Here is a 17,951-nt window from a genome sequence, read left to right on the forward strand (position 1 = left end):
CCAGACAACTGCACAGATACAAGCGGCTGAACAACCGCAAAGAACACAACATGCGACCAGCTTTACGCTGGAGCCCGATGATGCTGCGCGGCTATCTAACCTGTGTGGCAATCTCGATAGCCACATTCGCCAGATTGCTGAACACTTTCAACTGACAATCTACAACCGCGGCTCCAGATTCAAAGTCGAGGGCAGTGCAAAAGCCAGTAAACGAGCTGCCCATCTGATTCAACGTCTCTACAAAGAGACCCATAACGGTACTCAGATCACACCTGACCTCATCCATCTGCTGTTGCAGGAAGACGCTGCAGAAGCGGCTTACGCTCAAGTTAAAAAAGGCCACCAGGCAGGGGTTATCAAAACACCGCAAGCGCTGATCAAGCCTCGCGGCCCACACCAGCTGGAATACCTTGAACGGGTTCGTCAGTACGATATTAATTTTGGTATAGGTCCGGCTGGCACGGGTAAAACCTTCCTAGCCGTGGCAGCGGCTGTTGAAGCCTTGATGCGTGATGAAGTTAAACGCATCCTTTTGGTCCGCCCGGCGGTTGAAGCCGGCGAAAAGCTGGGCTTCTTGCCCGGAGACCTGGCACAAAAAATCGATCCGTATCTTCGCCCACTGTACGATGCGTTGTACGAAATGCTTGGTTTCGAGCAAGTTGCGAAGATGATGGAGCGCAACGTCATTGAAGTAGCGCCGTTGGCTTACATGCGTGGCCGGACACTGAGCCATTCGTTTGTGATTCTCGATGAGAGTCAGAATACCACCAAAGAGCAGATGAAGATGTTTCTTACTCGCGTCGGTTTTGGCTCTAAGGCGGTGATTACCGGCGATGTTACTCAGGTTGACCTGCCGCGTGGTGTCTACTCTGGTCTGAAACATGGTCTGAGTGTGCTCGACGGTGTCGAAGACATCGGAATTACTCGCTTTAATAATCAAGACGTCGTACGTCACCCGCTTGTCCAGAAAATTGTCGATGCTTACGACAAGCATGATGAACTGGAAAAACAGGCAGAACGTGAGCGCCGTCAACAGCGAAGCGAATCAAACAAAGATAGTCAGAGTAATGATTGAGCACATGAACGCATCAGAACTGTTTGTTGATGTGCAGATTGCAGATGACATCGGCGATCATCACAAACTCCCCTCCGCAGAGACATTAACCGCTTGGGCCGATGCCGCTATCTCAGGGCGCTGCCAGCTGGAAGATCCGGAGCTGACCATTCGCCTGGTCGATAATCCGGAAAGTCAGCAACTCAATAGCGAATACCGTGGTAAAGACAAACCAACCAACGTCTTGTCTTTCCCGTTTGAAGCGCCGCCCGAAGTCCCGATACCCTTACTAGGTGACCTGATCATCGCTGTCCCGGTAGTCGAACAGGAAGCTATTGAGCAAAATAAAACCAGTGAGGCTCACTGGGCACACATGGTCGTACATGGCTGCTTGCATTTATTGGGGTACGACCATATAAAGGATGACGAAGCGGAAGCAATGGAGAGTCTGGAGCGCACAATTCTGGCACAGCTCGGATTTGGCGACCCCTATTCTGAAGAGAAACTATGAGCGAAGAGCGACCGAGCAGCCAGCATAAAGGCTGGCTGGAAAAAATCACCGACTTATTTTCTGACGACCCTCAAAGCCGTCAGGACATCAAAGAAATTGTCCGAGAAGCGGCACAACGTAGCATTGTTGATAGCGAAACCCTGACAATTCTTGAGGGCGCCCTGCAGGTATCGGAGATGCAGGTCAGGGATATTATGATTCCTCGCTCCCAGATGATTTCAATCAATCTGAATGATCTTCTGAAAGATTATTTACCTCAGATTATTGAGTCTGCTCACTCGCGTTTTCCGGTACTGGGTGAAGATCAGGATGAAGTGCTTGGCATTTTGCTGGCAAAAGACCTTTTGCCATTAATCCTTAATGAAAATCGTGAAGACTTCCACCTGAAGCAGGTACTGCGCCCGACCACATTTGTCCCCGAGAGCAAACGCCTCAATGTCTTACTCCAGGAGTTTCGGGCGACGCGTAACCACATGGCGATTGTGGTTGATGAGTTTGGTGGCGTTGCCGGACTGGTTACCATTGAAGATGTGCTGGAGCAAATTGTCGGCGAAATCGAGGACGAGCACGATTTCGACGAAGATGACAGCATGATAAAAGAGGTCGAAGAAGGCATCACTATGGTGAAAGCACTGACACCGATCGAAGATTTCAATGAGCACTTCAGCACGAAAATTCAGGACCAGGATTTTGATACCATCGGTGGTATCGTTGTACATCACTTTGGCAGAGTGCCAGAGTGCAACGAATGCATCCGGGTCGATAATCTGAGTTTCAAAGTGGTGAATGGCACCAGCCGCCAGATTAATCTGCTGGAAGTAACCGCCGTCGCGGACTGAATATTCGCTCGCGACTATTACGACAATAACTATTAGCGGTGCATTATGTCGCAGTTACTCACCTATCTGAAAGACGGCCAGTCGAACGTTCGCTGGCTGGCTCCCCTGCTCTTGCTCTCTGCCGGGTTACTTTTCCCCATTGCTTTGGCACCTTTGTTCTGGTGGCCACTGGGGTTGTTCAGTATTGCTGTTTTTGTCCACGCGATATGGCAAAGCAAGAGTACAAAGCAGGCATTCTGGCGCTCCTGGTGGTTCAGTTTCGGGAAATTCTCATCCGGCGTATCCTGGATCTATGTCAGCATGCACGATCATGGCGGCACACCAGCACCACTAGCCATCATACTTATTGGGTTATTTGCCGCATTTCTCGCGACCTTCCCGGCATTCTGGTTCGCTCTGCGCCAGCGCTTTTTCTCTTCAGCACTGACGTGGCTGACGATTCCCGTGTTCTGGTTTTTACATGAATGGTTCCGCAGTTGGTTTATGACAGGCTTTCCCTGGCTGTTCGCCGGAGATGCGCATTTATCAAGCTGGATTTCAGGCTGGGCACCGGTGATTGGTAGCTATGGTTTATCTCTGATTTTACTGCTGAGTGTAACGGCTGGTTATCAGGCATGGCAGACGCGCAAACCGGTTTACTTGCTGATATTTTTACTTTGGCCAGCTGGGCTGTTACTGCAACAGCAACAGTGGACTGAAAAAACCGGTGAACTTAACGTAGCTGCCGTTCAGGGCAATATCCCGCAGGATAAAAAGTGGTTACCTGAAATGGTAACTCCGACCATAAACGCCTACTACGGAGAAACCCGCGCTCATTGGGAAGCTGACTTAGTACTGTGGCCTGAAACGGCTGTAACCCTGCTGCTCAACCAGTTTCAGCCATACCTGGACGCCTTCTCACGGGAGGCGTCCGAACATCAAACGACATTAATCACGGGCATCCCCTATCGTTACCCGAAGGGCCATCCGCTAGCCGGTGAGCTTCACAACAGCATCATTGCCTCAGGCAACGGCGAAGGCATTTATCACAAACAACAACTGGTGCCGTTCGGCGAATTTGTTCCATTAGAAAAGCAAATTCGTGGCTTGATCCCATTTTTTGACCTGGAAATGTCAAGCTTCTTACATGGGGAGCCACAGCAACAACCGCTCAAAGTGACTAAGACCAGCACCATGGGCACAGAAGAGTTATTCCTGATTGCACCTTACATCTGCTATGAAATCGCCTATCCGCAGCTGGTAAGCAGATTGGCAACCAACGCTGATATGCTGATAACAGTCAGCAACGATGCCTGGTTTGGCGACTCTCTCGGGCCCAAACAACACATGGCTCTGGCTCAGATGCGAGCATTGGAAACACAACGCTACTTATTACGTTCAACCAATACCGGCATCACCGCGCTTGTGAACGAAAAGGGCGAAATTATTGATACGTTGCCGCTGGAAGTTCGTGGCACATTAACAGGGATTGCCGAAATGCGTCAGGGCCAAACACCTTATATGCGATTCGGTCTTTGGCCTCTGCTCACTTTTAGCGTATTGGTCTTACTATTTGCACGCTTTCAAGCGGCGCGTCAGGGCCGGCCAGCACCTGCTGCCAGCTCCTGATGTTGCGATCATTCTTTAGTGGGGAACTGACGAGGCGCGGTTCTTCCGGCACATTACGCAGATGTTCATACAAAGGTTCTGTGAGCTGCTCAATGTATTGCAGATATTCGTTGATAAGATCATCCAGGTTCACATTGGCCTGACGTGCTTTCATGACAATACTGACCTGAAAAGTCAGGTGCTGCTTCACATCAATCAACTCAAACAGTTTCTCGGTTAGCAAAGTGCGGATGCGCCGGGAACTGTTTGCTGATGCTTGAAGCACCAGGTTACCGGTCGCCTCCATCAGCGCTTCAATAATATCGACCTCCATCCTTGCCAGTTCTTGAGTACTGTGACCCCGCTCCACACTACGGTACATTGCCTGTACCATTTCAAGCATTCGGTCGTCGTCAGTTATGCCATCGCGCCGACGCTTTTCCAAAGCCAGCTTTACCGCTGTCGGAATAGCGCGATTGAACAGCTCCAGCCCTGCCAGCAATAAGCGACCACCTAACTCAAGTTCAGGTATCCGATACAGGTTATCCAGGAAGTCCAGCCCCATATCGGTATGGATATTACACACCCGAATACCAGATCCCTGAACACTGTTCACAGCGTTCATGCGTCCGAGAGTACGAAGCGCCATACGTAATGAAGTCCGATCAACAGACAATAGCTCAGCCAGTTGTCTCTCGGGCGGGAGTTTGTCTCCGGCTTTGAGTTCGCCGGTAAAAATCAGTGCGATGAGTAAATCCGCAATCTGATCAGGCAGGGTTTTTGCCATTACGTTTTTCTTTTAATTATTGGTGAGATACAGCACAAGTCTGGCTAAAATCAAACAACAGTGCAAGCCGACAAACTGGCCTGGGTTGTAAAAACTTACATCGCCAATACAAATTCTGTCTTGCTAATGTAACACGCCTTCACTAGCATTGGTTAACCCAATTAAGAGACATGCACACTCTCTTTTCGTTTGGTACGACGCAGAACTTCCATTCGTTCTGGCCTGATGTGATAAGTGCCACCCAACCGCCGCGTTAATCGTTTGGCGGTTTTTTTATGCCCGTTTACAATAACCTTCCGAAATCAATCAGATCTGTTATGGCGAAACTACTATTTAAACTCAATGGTGTTAGTGAAGAAGAGGCGAATGAAATTCGTGAGCTACTGGACGAACATGATGTTGATTACTACGAGACACATTCCGGACGTTGGGGAATTTCACTGGCGGCGGTCTGGATCAAAAACAATGATCAGTTTGAATCCGCACGGGAGTTAATACTGGCGAGTCAGCGGCAACGACAAATAAGCTTACGAACAGAGTTCGAAAAACAACGATTGAATGGTGAAATTCCTGACTGGCGCCAGCGCTTACGGGAAAGACCAATCGATTTTATTGCGGCTGGATTGGCCATCGCATTTATTCTTGGAATCATGCTCTGGCCCTTTTTAACCATCTTCGAATAGTGAATTAACTCAAACGTGCTGCAATAGCATCAATGATTGGTCTGTTTGCCTCCGGGAATTGGTATTCATCTAATTCGTGCGCTTTTATCCAGCGTACTTCCTGACCCTCGGCACCATGAGCTAGCAGGGCGTCATTAATACCAATTTCGACCCAATACACATCCAGAAATACTCTTTTATCTGGATACTCAAATGGAATTTGCATCAGCTCAGACATATTAGACTCCGCCGTCGGCAGAGCTACCTCTTCATCCAACTCACGCACCAGCGCTGCTGTAACCGTCTCACCATCCTCGACTTTACCGCCAGGAAACTCCCATAAACCGCCCTGATGTTTATCATCTGGTCGCTTGGCAATTAATACTTCAGCATCGTTTACAACAGCTACAGCAACGGCAACATGGACTTCTTTCATAAACCGAATATTCACTACTTAATTAATTTCAATCCGACATTCTCACTATCGGAAAAACGTAAAAGATGCTCACCAGATAGCAGACTGATTAAGAGCGGTAATCCGCATTAATCGATACATACTCATGAGACAAATCAGTCGTCCATAACGTTTCTGCAATATCGCCCCGTCCCAACTGAATACGAATAGCGAATTCGCTTTTAGCAAAAATTGCAGAACCAGCCTCTTCTGTGTAGCTGGCACAACGTCCACCGTCTTCTACGATCTGAACATCATCGAGAAATATCTGAACCCTTTTAAGATCAAAGTCCTCGACACCACTGCGTCCAACAGCAGCGAGTATGCGACCCCAGTTAGCATCCGACGCGAACAGCGCAGTTTTTACCAAAGGAGAGTGCGCAACGGTATAAGCAACGTCTAGCGCTTCTTTCTGGCCAGCCGCAGTTGATACTTCGACCGTAACGAATTTAGTAGCTCCCTCTCCATCACGAACAATTGCCTGTGCCAGTACCTGAAACGCATTTTTTAATTCTGCAAATAATTGCTGTGCCTCAGCAGAAGCTGCATCGTTGATAACTAACGAAGATTTACCCGTTGCGATTAGCATGCAAGAGTCATTGGTTGAGGTATCACCATCGATGGTAATGCGATTAAACGAAGCATCGGCTAATTGCTTACACCAGGCCTGCAATACTGATTTCTCAACAGCCGCATCCGTTGCAATGAAACCTAACATAGTCGCCATATTTGGCATGATCATGCCTGCACCTTTTGAAATGCCGGTAATCGTAGTTGTCACATCCGAAATTTGGCATTGAGTACTGAATCCCTTTGGCAAAGTGTCTGTCGTCATGATACCTGACGCAGCACGTTCCCAATTATTCTGGCTTAAATCGGAGAACGCCGCTGGAATACCGCGTTCAAATGCTGCCATATCAAGCGGCTCACCAATAACACCAGTAGAAAATGGTAAAACCTGATCAACAGAACAACCGGTTGTCTGTGCCACCAATGTGCAGCTTTCAATCGCATTCTGATAACCATCAGGCCCGGTTCCAGCGTTAGCATTGCCGGTATTAATTAATAGATACCTTGGATCACGCTTAGACAGGTGGTCCTTACAAATCGTCACAGGCGCCGCACAAAATGCATTGAGTGTAAAAACGCCTGCGGTAACGGCCGTTTCAGCCAATTGAATCAAAACCATATCGTCGCGATTCTGATAGCGGACTCCGGCTTGGGTAATGCCTAACTCAATTCCATCAACCGCGCAAAAATCTTTAAATACTTCGAAATTAACAGCCATAATTTACCTCTTACACCACTATTTTCAGTGCTTCCAAATAGCGATATGTGTAATTTCCTAACCAGCGTCAGAACGTGACTCTGCAAACCAATTCAGTAGTTGGAAATGACAAAAATTGCTACTTAAATTCGTCTCTTTTAAAACAAATATGCAGCCAGTTGGCTGCATATTTTTCAATCACAGGAAAACAGATCTATTAATTCAGCTTACCGTGACAATGCTTGAACTTCTTACCGGAGCCACATGGACAAGGATCATTTCGACCTACCTTTACACCATCCCGGACAAAGGGTTTTGCTGCTTCAACGTCATCCGCTGCTTCGCGAGGTTTGTCGGCGGCAACCGCTGAGGTCGCTTCATCATGCTGATAGCTGGCAGCTTTAGCTTGAGCTTCGGCCTGAGCACGTCGCTGCTCTTCCATCTCACGCACTTCTTCTTCTTCACGTACTTTCACATGAGAAAGTACCCGGATAGTTTCATGCTTGATGTTCTTCAATAACTCCTGAAATAGTTCAAACGACTCCCGCTTGTATTCCTGCTTCGGATTCTTCTGTCCATAGCCACGCAGATGAATCCCCTGACGCAGGTGATCCATTGTCGCCAGATGTTCTTTCCATAAGTTATCCAGAATCTGCAACATGACCTGTTTTTCGAACATACGAATCGGTTCAGAACCGACAGAGGCCTCTTTATCCTCATAGGCTGTCTGAATATTCTCCTGAATACGCTCACGCAGGGTTTCTTCGTAGAGCTTGTCTTCATTGTCTAACCACGCCTGGATCGGCTGATCGATATCAAATTCAGACTTCAGGTGCGATTCCAATCCAGCAACGTCCCACTGCTCTTCAAGACTTTGCGGTGCTATGTAACCGTTAATCGCTTCGTTAACCACATCCTTTCGGATATTTGCAATGACACCAGAAATATCAGCCATAGCCATCAGATCGTTACGCTGCTCGTAAACAACACGGCGCTGATCATTAGCAACGTCATCATATTCCAGCAATTGTTTACGAATATCGAAGTTGCGACCTTCAACTTTTCGCTGCGCTTTCTCAACCGCGTTGGTCACCATCTTATGTTCTATGGATTCACCATCTTTCATGCCTAATGCCTGCATCATGCCTCTCATTCGTTCAGACATGAAAATTCGCATCAGATTATCTTCAAGAGATAAGAAGAAACGCGTCGAACCAGCATCCCCCTGACGGCCGGAGCGACCACGTAGCTGGTTATCAATACGACGTGACTCATGGCGTTCGGTACCAATGATATGTAAACCACCGGCCTCAAGGATATCGTCATGGCGTTTTTGCCAGGTTTCGCGAATTTCAGCAATCTTGTCGTCGGCTGGATTATCCAATGCTGCAACTTCGGATTCCCAGTTACCGCCCAACATAATATCGGTACCTCGACCAGCCATGTTGGTAGCGATGGTTACGGCTCCCGGGCGACCCGCTTCAGCGATAATCTGAGCTTCACGAGCATTTTCTTTAGCGTTCAGAACGTTATGAGCAACCTTAGCCTTCTGCAACACCTGAGAAATATACTCGGATGATTCAATAGAAGCGGTACCAACCAATACCGGGCGGTTTTGTGCAATAACTTCACGGATTTCCTCAACAACAGCATCGTATTTTTCGCGCTGGGTGGCATAAATCACGTCGTTAAAGTCGATACGCTGGATCGGTTTATTTGTTGGAATAACAACCACGTCGAGAGCGTAAATCTGATGAAATTCAAACGCCTCAGTATCCGCGGTGCCCGTCATGCCAGCCAGCTTACCGTATAAGCGGAAGTAATTCTGAAACGTGGTTGATGCCAACGTTTGACTCTCAGCCTGAATTTCCACACCTTCTTTCGCTTCAACGGCCTGGTGCAGGCCTTCACTCCAGCGACGGCCGGGCATCGTTCGCCCTGTGTGCTCATCGACAATGACAATCTGCCCTTGCTGGACGATATAATCGACATTCTTCTGATACACAGCATGAGCTTTTAAAGCCGCATGGACGTGGTGTAACAACGTGAGGTTAGCCGCTGCGTATAAACTCTCACCTTCACCAAGAATACCTGCTTCAGTGAGCAATTCCTCAACATACTCATGGCCCTCTTCGGTAAGTTCGATAGAGCGCTGCTTTTCGTCAACAATGTAGTGTCCGGTAGTAATCGCCTGACCACTGTCTTCGTTTTCTTCACCTTTTTCGAGTTGTGGCACCAACTCATTAATAGCGCGATATTGCGCTGAGCTGTCCTCTGCCGGGCCTGAAATAATCAAAGGAGTACGAGCTTCATCGATAAGAATCGAGTCAACCTCATCCACAATGGCAAAATTAAGGTCACGCTGAGCTTTATCATCTAGAGAGAAAGCCATATTGTCGCGCAAGTAATCGAAACCAAACTCGTTATTCGTTCCGTAGACAATATCGGCCTGATACTGTTCGCGCTTTTCAACCGGATTCTGGCCAGGTACCACAATACCCACGCTCATACCCAGGAATTCGAATAAAGGGCGATTCCACTCAGCATCCCGGCGGGCAAGGTAGTCATTCACGGTAACAACGTGAACGCCTTTACCTGATAATGCATTGAGATAACTTGGCAGGGTAGCAACCAGTGTTTTACCTTCACCCGTGCGCATTTCCGCAATGCGGCCTTCGTGCAGAGTAATACCACCAATCATCTGTACATCGAAGTGACGCATTTCCATCACGCGCGTACATGCTTCACGACAAACAGCAAAGGCTTCTGGCAACAACTGATCCAATGTCTCGCCATCGTTTATACGCTGCTTAAATTCAGCGGTTTTGGCCTTTAACTCGTCGTCCGAGAGAGTTTTAAGACCCTCTTCCAGAGTGTTTATTTGGGCTACAACTTTGCCCATGCGCTTAAGTTCACGGCTGTTTTTACTGCCGAAAATCTTGCGAAACAGATTACCGATCATGGTTTTATGATTATCCGAATAAAAAATACTGGCGCTGGGCCGAAACAGTGCTAAAGGCTACTGTTTACCCACTATGATGACAAGCGTATTGAGCAGAAGTTTTATCGCGGCTTACGATGGATATATGAAGAAGGATCGACGGTGCGACCGTTTTTGTAAACTTCAAAATGAACGTGTGGCCCGGTAGAGCGACCGCTGCTACCCATTAGGGCAATGATATCACCCTTGCGAACGACCTCACCGACTTTGACATTGAGTTCTTTACAATGCGCGTAACGTGTTTTGTAACCATTGCCGTGGTTAACTTCGACCAGCTTGCCGTAGCCATAACGGGGACCAGACCAGGTCACAACACCTGAGGCTACAGATACAATGTCTGAACCCATCTTACCGGCAAAATCGACTCCGGCATGCCAGGCAAGACGTCCGGTAAATGGATCGGTACGTTTACCATAACGAGAAGACATCCAGCCTTTGGTGATTGGACGCCCTGCAACAAACGTATCCGAACTTAGCTTGTTGGCAGACATCAGATCGTCAAGAACTTCAAGCTGCTGTTCACGATTGTCAATGCGCTCAGCAAGCTCATTGAGAACACTGCTGATTTCAGGAGACTGATAAGCTTCGCCAAGCGTTTCGATTGCACCGATAACACCATTTTCGGGTCCACCAACAGCCGGTAGTGCTGTGAAGTCAAATTCTTCAGCATGTAAGTCAGCGACATCAACCAAACGCTCACCGAGGGCATCTAGGCGCAATAACTTCGTTTGCAATTCCGCTAATTTGAGTGTCAGAGCTTCCAGCTCCTGATCGGTCTGTTTACGAATCTGTTGCAGTTCCTGACGCTGCATATCCAAATCGTGTTCCCAGGCTTTAGCAGCATTCAGATCAAGAAGACCTTCATCCGCCAAACGCTCTGCCAACCAATATCCTGACACCCCCATCGCAAACGGTAAGGCAAACAAAAACCCGAACATCACCGCCTTAGCAGTACTGCTAAGCGTATAGGTTCTGGACTCTCCATGGCGACGACCGACGATTATTATATTCATAGGATCAGGTTCAAAATTTTCGGGCTTACCCTACTCATTTGTGTGTGTTTTTACCAATAATTTTACAAACTCGTCTGAATTCAATCATCCAGACACAACAAAGGCCATATAAGTATGGCCTTTGTGTACGGATTCTCCAACGGAATCCTGTGTATTTTAGTTAACCTGGATCATCCAGCTGCGGCTGGGCGCATGTAAGAAATTGGCGCTGTTTCTTCTGTGAATTCGACGAATTCCCAGGCATCTTCCTGTTGTAATAACTCACGCAGAAGCTGGTTATTCAGGCCATGGCCTGACTTATAACCTACAAACTCGCCAATCAAACTGTGGCCTAACAGGTAGAGATCACCCACTGCATCAAGAATTTTATGCTTAACGAACTCGTCGTCGTAACGCAGACCGTCCTCATTGAGGACGCGGTAATCATCAACGACGATGGCATTTTTTACGCTGCCGCCCAAGGCAAGGTTCTTAGACCGCATGTACTCGATATCTTTGGTAAAACCAAAGGTTCTGGCGCGACTAACTTCTTTCACGTAAGAAGTGGAAGAGAAATCAAGACTAGCACGCTGCACGCTTTGCCTGAGTACAGGATGGTCGAAGTCGATTTCAAAGCTGACTTTAAACCCCTCATAGGGAACGAAAGAGGCAACTTTATCCCCCTCGCGAACTTCAATCTTGCGTTTGATGCGGATGAAACGCTTAGCAGCCTCTTGCTCTGCAAGGCCTGCCGACTGAATCAGGAAAACAAATGGTCCTGAACTCCCATCCATAATAGGCACTTCTTGAGCACTGAGTTCTACAATAGCGTTGTCAATGCCTAGACCAGCCATGGCTGACAGCAAGTGCTCCACAGTATCGACTTTGGCGTGTTCTTTGATAAGAGTTGTGGATAACGTTGTCTCACCGACGCTTAGTGCGTTTGCAGGAATATCAACAACCGGGTCCAGATCGACACGACGGAACACAATGCCACTGTTAACAGGTGCTGGCTTCAGGGTCAGGTAAACTTTTTCACCTGAATGGAGACCAACGCCCGTTGCGCGGATTGTATTTTTAAGTGTTCTCTGTCGGATCATCTGGACATTCCTGCCAATACTGAGCAATTTTTAAACAATTTAACAATGGCCGGGATTATAACAGCAAATTGCAAAGCTACCAGTGGCTGTTTGCAATTTGCTACATTATGACTCAATCGGCCTGACGACGCAGGAACGTAGGGATATCCATAATACTGTCATAATCCATATCAGCGGCGGGTTTTTTAACCGCGTTACTCATATCTGATGATACTGCTGCGGGGTGGTCCATCGGATTCATCCGCTCAGGTTTTACCTGAGGAGTATTATCGACCACAACCTTTGCCTCAGTTGGCATCGGAGCAACAGCAGCTTCTTCCTGGCCGAGACCCGTTGCCACCACAGTGACACGCAGCTCATCGGACAGATCAGGATCCATAACAGTGCCGACTACGACGGTAGCGTTATCAGAGGCAAACTCCTCGACAACACTGCCCACTTCACTGAACTCACCCAATGACAAATCAAAGCCAGCGGTCACGTTTACCAGAATGCCACGTGCTCCTTGCAAATCGATGTCTTCAAGCAGCGGGCTTCCAATCGCCTTTTCAGCTGCCTCGCGGGCACGATTTTCGCCACTTGCAGCACCCGTACCCATCATCGCCTGACCCATTTCGGACATAACAGTACGAACATCGGCAAAGTCGACATTGATCATACCTGGCCGGGTAATAAGATCAGCGATCCCCTGAACGGCACCTTGCAGAACATCGTTCGCTTCTTTGAAAGCGTCCAGCAGCGTAGTACCGCTTCCCATAACAGACAGCAGCTTTTCATTTGGGATGGTAATTAAAGAATCGACATTTTCTGCCAACTGTTTTAACCCCTGATCAGCAATCGTCATGCGCTTGCGACCTTCAAACGGAAATGGCTTAGTGACAACAGCAACAGTAAGAATACCCATTTCTTTCGCTACTTCGGCAACCACCGGCGCACCGCCAGTGCCTGTACCGCCACCCATCCCAGCTGTAATAAAAATCATATCAGCGCCGTCTAAGGCTTCAGCGATACGTTCACGATCCTCCAGTGCGGCCTGCCGGCCAACTTCAGGATTCGCACCAGCACCCAGACCTTTGGTCAAACCATTACCCAGCTGAATAATGGAACGGGAACTGACGTTACGCAGTGCCTGAGCATCAGTATTGGCACAAATGAAATCGACACCATCGATCTGGCCATCCACCATATGCTGCACAGCGTTTCCGCCACCACCGCCAACGCCAATCACTTTAATAACGGCGTTTTGCTGTAAGTCATCTGCTAATTCGAACATATCCCCTTCTCTTTGTTGAGACATCGCTTTATCTCCTTCCGCGCGCGCGATCAATATTTAATCTTAAAAGTTGCCTTTAATCCAATCTTTTATGCGCGAAAAACCGTTTTTTTCCTGATTTTCATCGAGTTTTTTCAGCGCTTTATTTTCTTGCTGCTTAACTGCGTGAAGCAGCAAGCCAACGGACGTTGAGTAAATCGGGTTGTTAATCACATCCTGCAGTCCAGAAACCCCATGAGGACGTGCCAATCTTACCGGCATATGGAAAATTTCTTCAGCCAGTTCGACAACACCTTCCATTTTTGCGGTGCCACCGGTTAATACAATTCCAGCAGCAACAAGATCTTCAAAACCACTGCGTCGTAACTCAGATTGAATCAGCGTAAATAACTCGTCATATCGTGGTTCAACCACTTCGGCCAACGCCTGGCGCGACAAGTCTCGCGGTGGACGATCCCCCACACTTGGTACCTTAATGGTCTCGTCTGCTTTGGCTAACTGAGTGAGTGCACATGCGTATTTAATTTTAATTTTTTCTGCATGCTGGGTTGGTGTCCGCAATGCCATCGCAATATCGTTGGTAACCTGATCGCCGGCAATTGGAATAACCGCCGTATGCCGAATTGCACCTTCAATAAAAATCGCAATATCAGTAGTCCCGCCACCAATATCTACCATACAAACACCAAGTTCGCGTTCGTCATCTGTGAGTACCGAATAGCTCGACGCTAATTGCTCAAGAACCAGGTCGTCTACTTGTAAATCACATCGCTCAATACAACGCTCGATATTTTGTGCCGCATTTACAGCCCCTGTCACCAAATGAACCTTTGCCTCAAGACGAACACCAGACATTCCCACCGGTTCACGAATGCCCTCCTGAAAATCGACAACATACTCCTGTGGTAACACGTGAAGGATTCTCTGATCCTGCGGAATTGCAACCGCTTGAGCAGCATCAATGACACGTTCGATATCAGTATGAGTAACTTCACGATCCCTGACGGCAACAATACCGTGTGAATTCATTGATTGAATATGACTGCCAGCAATACCCGCGTTTACCGAATGAATACGACAACCCGCCATAAGTTCCGCTTCTTCAACTGCACGCCGAATTGATTGCACTGTGGAGTCAATATTTACTACAACGCCCTTTTTCAGACCGTGGCTCGGACAACTACCGAGACCAACAATATCAATCTGTCCGTCCTCACCCACTTCACCAACAATAGCGACAATTTTTGATGTTCCTATATCCAGGCCAACCACCATATTTTTTTGTTGTACCTGATTCATGCTTCCATCTCCCCAACTGGCAACCACTCAATTGCAGCACCTTTGACATAACGTAAATCTATCCCTGCCACATTTTTATGGGGCAAGGCTTTTAATAATAATTCGAGACGCTTCATACGCTCTTCGAAATAGTGACGACCAAATACAACGTTCCAGCCATTTGATAATTTGCCAGTGATAGAACCTACATCTGATACTTCCAGTTCCAGTACCGAAACACCAGTGTTTTTAAGCATTTGATGCAATCTTCGATAATTCCGCATCACACTTTCTGAATAATGAGTATTCCCGCGCATTCGTGCCAATTTTTCGCCGGTCACAAATCCTGGCCGTGGCAAAATATCGCCACCAACCGTCAATATTTCTTCGCCATTCCAAATTGCCATTGGCACATCTTCATGTACATTAATTAAAATTGTATCTGGCCAACGTTTTTTCACATTAACCACGTTTAATAATGGCAAATCATCAACTTGCTGAAATACTTGCTGCAACTCCGCAGAAAAGAAACTTTCATCCCTTAACCAGTCAAGCTGCTCCACAATCAGTTCCGGCTTCCACAGACTAAACTGACCCTGAACCTCAACAGTGTTCACTGGCCAACTGAGATATACCCAACGACCACAAAAAAACAAGGCAATAAATAGCAGCGGCACAGCAAACCAATAAACGTTCACACGAGGAAAACGAAATTGTATTGGCTGCTTCTCAACAATTCTGGTCGCGCCCGTTGCTTTATTCCTTCTCATACGTATCAGCCAGCCTGACGGTTTCTGGTTTCTGTTAACAATTTTACGACCAGCTGCGGAAAATCAACGCCACTCGCGCGCGCAGCCATGGGTACCAAACTGTGATCCGTCATACCTGGACTGGTGTTAGCTTCCAGTAACCAAAAATTACCCGTATCCGCATCCTGCATGACATCGATTCGTCCCCACCCCTGACACCCAAGAACATCAAATGCTTTTAGTGCCAATTCCTGCAATTCCGACTCTTTTTCAGAACTCAGCCCACATGGCAACAAATACTCAGTATCGTTGGCTTGGTATTTCGCATCAAAATCATAAAAATCATGGGGCGTTCTTAATTGAATAGCGGGCAAAGCTATACCATCAACAATAGCAACCGTGAACTCAGGACCACTTACCCATTGCTCGGCCAGAACCATAGCATCATAGTCGCTGGCAAACTCATAACTCTTTTTCAGTTCCTCAGCTGTATATACACGGCGCATACCGATACTTGAACCCTCTCGGGCTGGCTTCACGATGGCATTGTTTGACAGAGCTTCAGTGGTAGCTTGCCAATCACAATTGCTATCCAACAATACTGCTTTTGGTGTTGCTAACCCTGCAGCTTGCCAAATCAGCTTGGTCCGCCATTTATCCATTGCCAATGCTGAAGCCATAACGCCGCTTCCGGTATAAGGCTTATCCAACCATTCAAGGACACCCTGAATGGTGCCATCCTCTCCACCTCGACCATGCAATGCGATAAATGCAATATCAAAATCAGCTTCGGTCAGTTGAGCAATCGCATGTCCCTGTATATCAATTGCAATAACATCTGCTCCGGCATTCTGTAATGCATTAAATACTGCACGACCACTATTCAGAGATACTGAACGCTCTGCAGAATTACCGCCCATTAATACAGCAATTTTTCCTAAAGAAGTGATATTCACTGATCACCTCTTATATCTTTTAACAAGTCAGGTAACTTGTTCACCAGCGTCTGTGCTAAAGCGCCCACATCACCGGCGCCTTGGGTCAACAATAGATCGCCCGGTCTCAGTACATTTTTTAAAGATTGCTCAACGGATTCATCACGTGCAATAAATACAGGATCAACAACGCCACGCTGCCGAACCGAGCCACAAAGCGCACGACCATCAGCACCTGCAATCAGCTTTTCGCCTGCAGGATACACGTCCATTAATAATAAAACGTCGGCCTGTGACAGCACACGCACAAAGTCTTCATACAAATCACGGGTTCTGGTGTAACGATGTGGTTGAAAGACCATGACCAGTCGTCGTTCGGGGAAGCCACTGCGAATTGCTTCAAGTGTGACCTCAAGCTCTCGTGGATGATGACCATAATCATCCACCAGCATGACATCACCATCAGCTAGCGGAAATTCACCGCACACCTGAAAACGACGACCAACGCCTTCGAATTTTTCCAGTGCAGACTGCATAGCGTCATCACTAACACCTTCGTCATCTGATACAGCGATCGCAGCCAGTGCATTCAGTACGTTATGTTTTCCTGGCATACGCATACGAATATCAAGATCTGCTTTTCCGCTATTACGTTTAACAGTAAAGCGAGTGTACATACCGTCTTGTGTCAAATTAACGGCCTGATAATCCGCATCTTCAGAGAATCCATAAGTCACAAACTGGCGACTGATACGCGGTAATATAGAACGGACGTTTTCGTCGTCAATACACACAACAGCCAAACCATAGAATGGCAAATTATGTAGAAATTCAACAAAGGTATTTTTTAGCTTTTCAAAGTCACCATCATAAGTTGACATATGATCCGCATCGATATTTGTGACAATAGAAACCATTGGCTGCAAATGCAGAAAGCTGGCGTCACTTTCATCGGCCTCGGCTACCAGATAACGGCTTGCACCGAGACGAGCATTAGTACCCGCGCTATTTAATTTGCCACCGATCACGAATGTTGGATCAAAGTTCCCTTCCGCAAGGATGGACGTGACTAAGCTTGTTGTTGTCGTTTTCCCATGAGTACCAGCGACCGCGATACCATGACGAAAACGCATTAGTTCCGCCAACATTTCAGCACGACGAACAATCGGAACCCGCTGCTCAAGTGCTGACTTAATCTCCGGATTATTTTCGTCAATCGCAGTCGATACAACCAGCACATCAGCTTGCTCAACATTTTCACTATCGTGACCAATAAATACCTTCGCACCCATACTCACCAAACGCTCTGTTACAGCACTCTGACGCAAATCAGAGCCGGTGATTTGATACCCTTGATTCAACAACACTTCGGCAATTCCACACATGCCTACACCACCAATACCAACAAAGTGGATACAACGGATCCGGCGCATCTCAGGAATTAAATGGGTCAGTGTATTTG

At 47.5% G+C, this 17,951-nt stretch carries 16 protein-coding genes; 5 read left to right on the forward strand and 11 right to left on the reverse strand.

Annotated elements, in window-relative coordinates:
* The first annotated feature begins 16 nt into the window (after window positions 1-16).
* From MK185_08285 to lnt, 4 genes are read left to right on the forward strand one after another with little or no spacing between them, the layout of a single operon-like run.
* A complete protein-coding gene (locus MK185_08285) occupies window positions 17-1,075 on the forward strand; it encodes a PhoH family protein (protein ID MCH2040616.1) in 1,059 nt (352 codons plus the stop codon).
* Window positions 1,076-1,079: 4 nt separating this feature from the next.
* Window positions 1,080-1,565, forward strand: coding sequence for an rRNA maturation RNase YbeY (gene ybeY / locus MK185_08290; protein MCH2040617.1), 486 nt, complete (start codon window positions 1,080-1,082; stop codon window positions 1,563-1,565).
* Window positions 1,562-2,404: a CBS domain-containing protein gene (locus MK185_08295; protein ID MCH2040618.1), complete on the forward strand. Its 843-nt coding sequence runs from the start codon at window positions 1,562-1,564 to the stop codon at window positions 2,402-2,404. Before ybeY ends, MK185_08295 begins: the two co-directional genes overlap by 4 nt.
* A 45-nt stretch (window positions 2,405-2,449) precedes the next feature.
* Entirely contained in the window at window positions 2,450-4,012 is a 1,563-nt protein-coding gene (gene lnt / locus MK185_08300) for an apolipoprotein N-acyltransferase (protein ID MCH2040619.1), read from the forward strand.
* Here the strand turns inward: lnt and MK185_08305 are convergent.
* A complete protein-coding gene (locus MK185_08305) occupies window positions 3,936-4,778 on the reverse strand; it encodes a GntR family transcriptional regulator (protein MCH2040620.1) in 843 nt (280 codons plus the stop codon). The two genes, lnt and MK185_08305, sit on opposite strands and share 77 nt — an antisense overlap.
* Before the next feature lie 317 nt (window positions 4,779-5,095).
* Here MK185_08305 and MK185_08310 point away from each other — a divergent pair, with 317 nt between their 5' ends.
* Entirely contained in the window at window positions 5,096-5,461 is a 366-nt protein-coding gene (locus MK185_08310) for a DUF6164 family protein (GenBank protein MCH2040621.1), read from the forward strand.
* A 4-nt stretch (window positions 5,462-5,465) separates the two neighbouring features.
* On the opposite strand, the gene mutT is transcribed toward MK185_08310, so the two are convergent.
* From mutT to murC, 10 genes are all read right to left on the reverse strand, one after another.
* Window positions 5,466-5,876 carry an 8-oxo-dGTP diphosphatase MutT gene (mutT, locus tag MK185_08315; GenBank protein MCH2040622.1) on the reverse strand — a complete coding sequence of 137 codons (411 nt, stop codon included), beginning with the start codon at window positions 5,874-5,876 and terminating at the stop codon, window positions 5,466-5,468.
* An 88-nt stretch (window positions 5,877-5,964) separates the two neighbouring features.
* Window positions 5,965-7,182 (reverse strand): bifunctional glutamate N-acetyltransferase/amino-acid acetyltransferase ArgJ, encoded by a 1,218-nt coding sequence (argJ, locus tag MK185_08320; protein ID MCH2040623.1) that lies wholly within the window; start codon window positions 7,180-7,182, stop codon window positions 5,965-5,967.
* A gap of 196 nt (window positions 7,183-7,378) precedes the next feature.
* Complete coding sequence (secA, locus tag MK185_08325) at window positions 7,379-10,123, reverse strand: preprotein translocase subunit SecA (protein MCH2040624.1); 2,745 nt, start codon at window positions 10,121-10,123, stop codon at window positions 7,379-7,381.
* Between the two features lie 101 nt (window positions 10,124-10,224).
* Window positions 10,225-11,175 carry a peptidoglycan DD-metalloendopeptidase family protein gene (locus MK185_08330; GenBank protein ID MCH2040625.1) on the reverse strand — a complete coding sequence of 317 codons (951 nt, stop codon included), beginning with the start codon at window positions 11,173-11,175 and terminating at the stop codon, window positions 10,225-10,227.
* Window positions 11,176-11,345: 170 nt separating this feature from the next.
* Window positions 11,346-12,254 (reverse strand): UDP-3-O-acyl-N-acetylglucosamine deacetylase, encoded by a 909-nt coding sequence (gene lpxC, locus MK185_08335; GenBank protein ID MCH2040626.1) that lies wholly within the window; start codon window positions 12,252-12,254, stop codon window positions 11,346-11,348.
* A 112-nt stretch (window positions 12,255-12,366) separates the two neighbouring features.
* Window positions 12,367-13,527, reverse strand: coding sequence for a cell division protein FtsZ (gene ftsZ / locus MK185_08340; GenBank protein MCH2040627.1), 1,161 nt, complete (start codon window positions 13,525-13,527; stop codon window positions 12,367-12,369).
* A 63-nt stretch (window positions 13,528-13,590) separates the two neighbouring features.
* Complete coding sequence (gene ftsA / locus MK185_08345; GenBank protein ID MCH2040628.1) at window positions 13,591-14,826, reverse strand: cell division protein FtsA; 1,236 nt, start codon at window positions 14,824-14,826, stop codon at window positions 13,591-13,593.
* Window positions 14,823-15,575 (reverse strand): FtsQ-type POTRA domain-containing protein, encoded by a 753-nt coding sequence (locus tag MK185_08350; GenBank protein ID MCH2040629.1) that lies wholly within the window; start codon window positions 15,573-15,575, stop codon window positions 14,823-14,825. The genes ftsA and MK185_08350 overlap by 4 nt, the downstream gene beginning before the upstream one ends.
* Before the next feature lie 5 nt (window positions 15,576-15,580).
* Window positions 15,581-16,474, reverse strand: coding sequence for a D-alanine--D-alanine ligase (locus MK185_08355; GenBank protein MCH2040630.1), 894 nt, complete (start codon window positions 16,472-16,474; stop codon window positions 15,581-15,583).
* A 32-nt stretch (window positions 16,475-16,506) separates the two neighbouring features.
* Window positions 16,507-17,922: a UDP-N-acetylmuramate--L-alanine ligase gene (gene murC, locus MK185_08360; protein MCH2040631.1), complete on the reverse strand. Its 1,416-nt coding sequence runs from the start codon at window positions 17,920-17,922 to the stop codon at window positions 16,507-16,509.
* Window positions 17,923-17,951 lie beyond the last annotated feature (29 nt).

This window comes from Saccharospirillaceae bacterium, from assembly GCA_022448365.1.
In the GTDB taxonomy this organism is placed as follows: domain Bacteria; phylum Pseudomonadota; class Gammaproteobacteria; order Pseudomonadales; family Oceanobacteraceae; genus Bacterioplanoides.

Excerpts from the sequence above, each read along its gene's own strand:
- ybeY (MCH2040617.1), top strand. The coding sequence starts at position 1,080 with ATGAACGCATCAGAACTGTTTGTTGATGTGCAGATTGCAGATGACATC.
- MK185_08295 (MCH2040618.1), top strand. The coding sequence starts at position 1,562 with ATGAGCGAAGAGCGACCGAGCAGCCAGCATAAAGGCTGGCTGGAAAAA.
- lnt (MCH2040619.1), top strand. The coding sequence starts at position 2,450 with ATGTCGCAGTTACTCACCTATCTGAAAGACGGCCAGTCGAACGTTCGC.
- MK185_08305 (MCH2040620.1), bottom strand. The coding sequence starts at position 4,778 with ATGGCAAAAACCCTGCCTGATCAGATTGCGGATTTACTCATCGCACTG.
- MK185_08310 (MCH2040621.1), top strand. The coding sequence starts at position 5,096 with ATGGCGAAACTACTATTTAAACTCAATGGTGTTAGTGAAGAAGAGGCG.
- mutT (MCH2040622.1), bottom strand. The coding sequence starts at position 5,876 with ATGAAAGAAGTCCATGTTGCCGTTGCTGTAGCTGTTGTAAACGATGCT.
- argJ (MCH2040623.1), bottom strand. The coding sequence starts at position 7,182 with ATGGCTGTTAATTTCGAAGTATTTAAAGATTTTTGCGCGGTTGATGGA.
- secA (MCH2040624.1), bottom strand. The coding sequence starts at position 10,123 with ATGATCGGTAATCTGTTTCGCAAGATTTTCGGCAGTAAAAACAGCCGT.
- MK185_08330 (MCH2040625.1), bottom strand. The coding sequence starts at position 11,175 with ATGAATATAATAATCGTCGGTCGTCGCCATGGAGAGTCCAGAACCTAT.
- lpxC (MCH2040626.1), bottom strand. The coding sequence starts at position 12,254 with ATGATCCGACAGAGAACACTTAAAAATACAATCCGCGCAACGGGCGTT.
- ftsZ (MCH2040627.1), bottom strand. The coding sequence starts at position 13,527 with ATGTTCGAATTAGCAGATGACTTACAGCAAAACGCCGTTATTAAAGTG.
- ftsA (MCH2040628.1), bottom strand. The coding sequence starts at position 14,826 with ATGAATCAGGTACAACAAAAAAATATGGTGGTTGGCCTGGATATAGGA.
- MK185_08350 (MCH2040629.1), bottom strand. The coding sequence starts at position 15,575 with ATGAGAAGGAATAAAGCAACGGGCGCGACCAGAATTGTTGAGAAGCAG.
- MK185_08355 (MCH2040630.1), bottom strand. The coding sequence starts at position 16,474 with ATGGGCGGTAATTCTGCAGAGCGTTCAGTATCTCTGAATAGTGGTCGT.
- murC (MCH2040631.1), bottom strand. The coding sequence starts at position 17,922 with ATGCGCCGGATCCGTTGTATCCACTTTGTTGGTATTGGTGGTGTAGGC.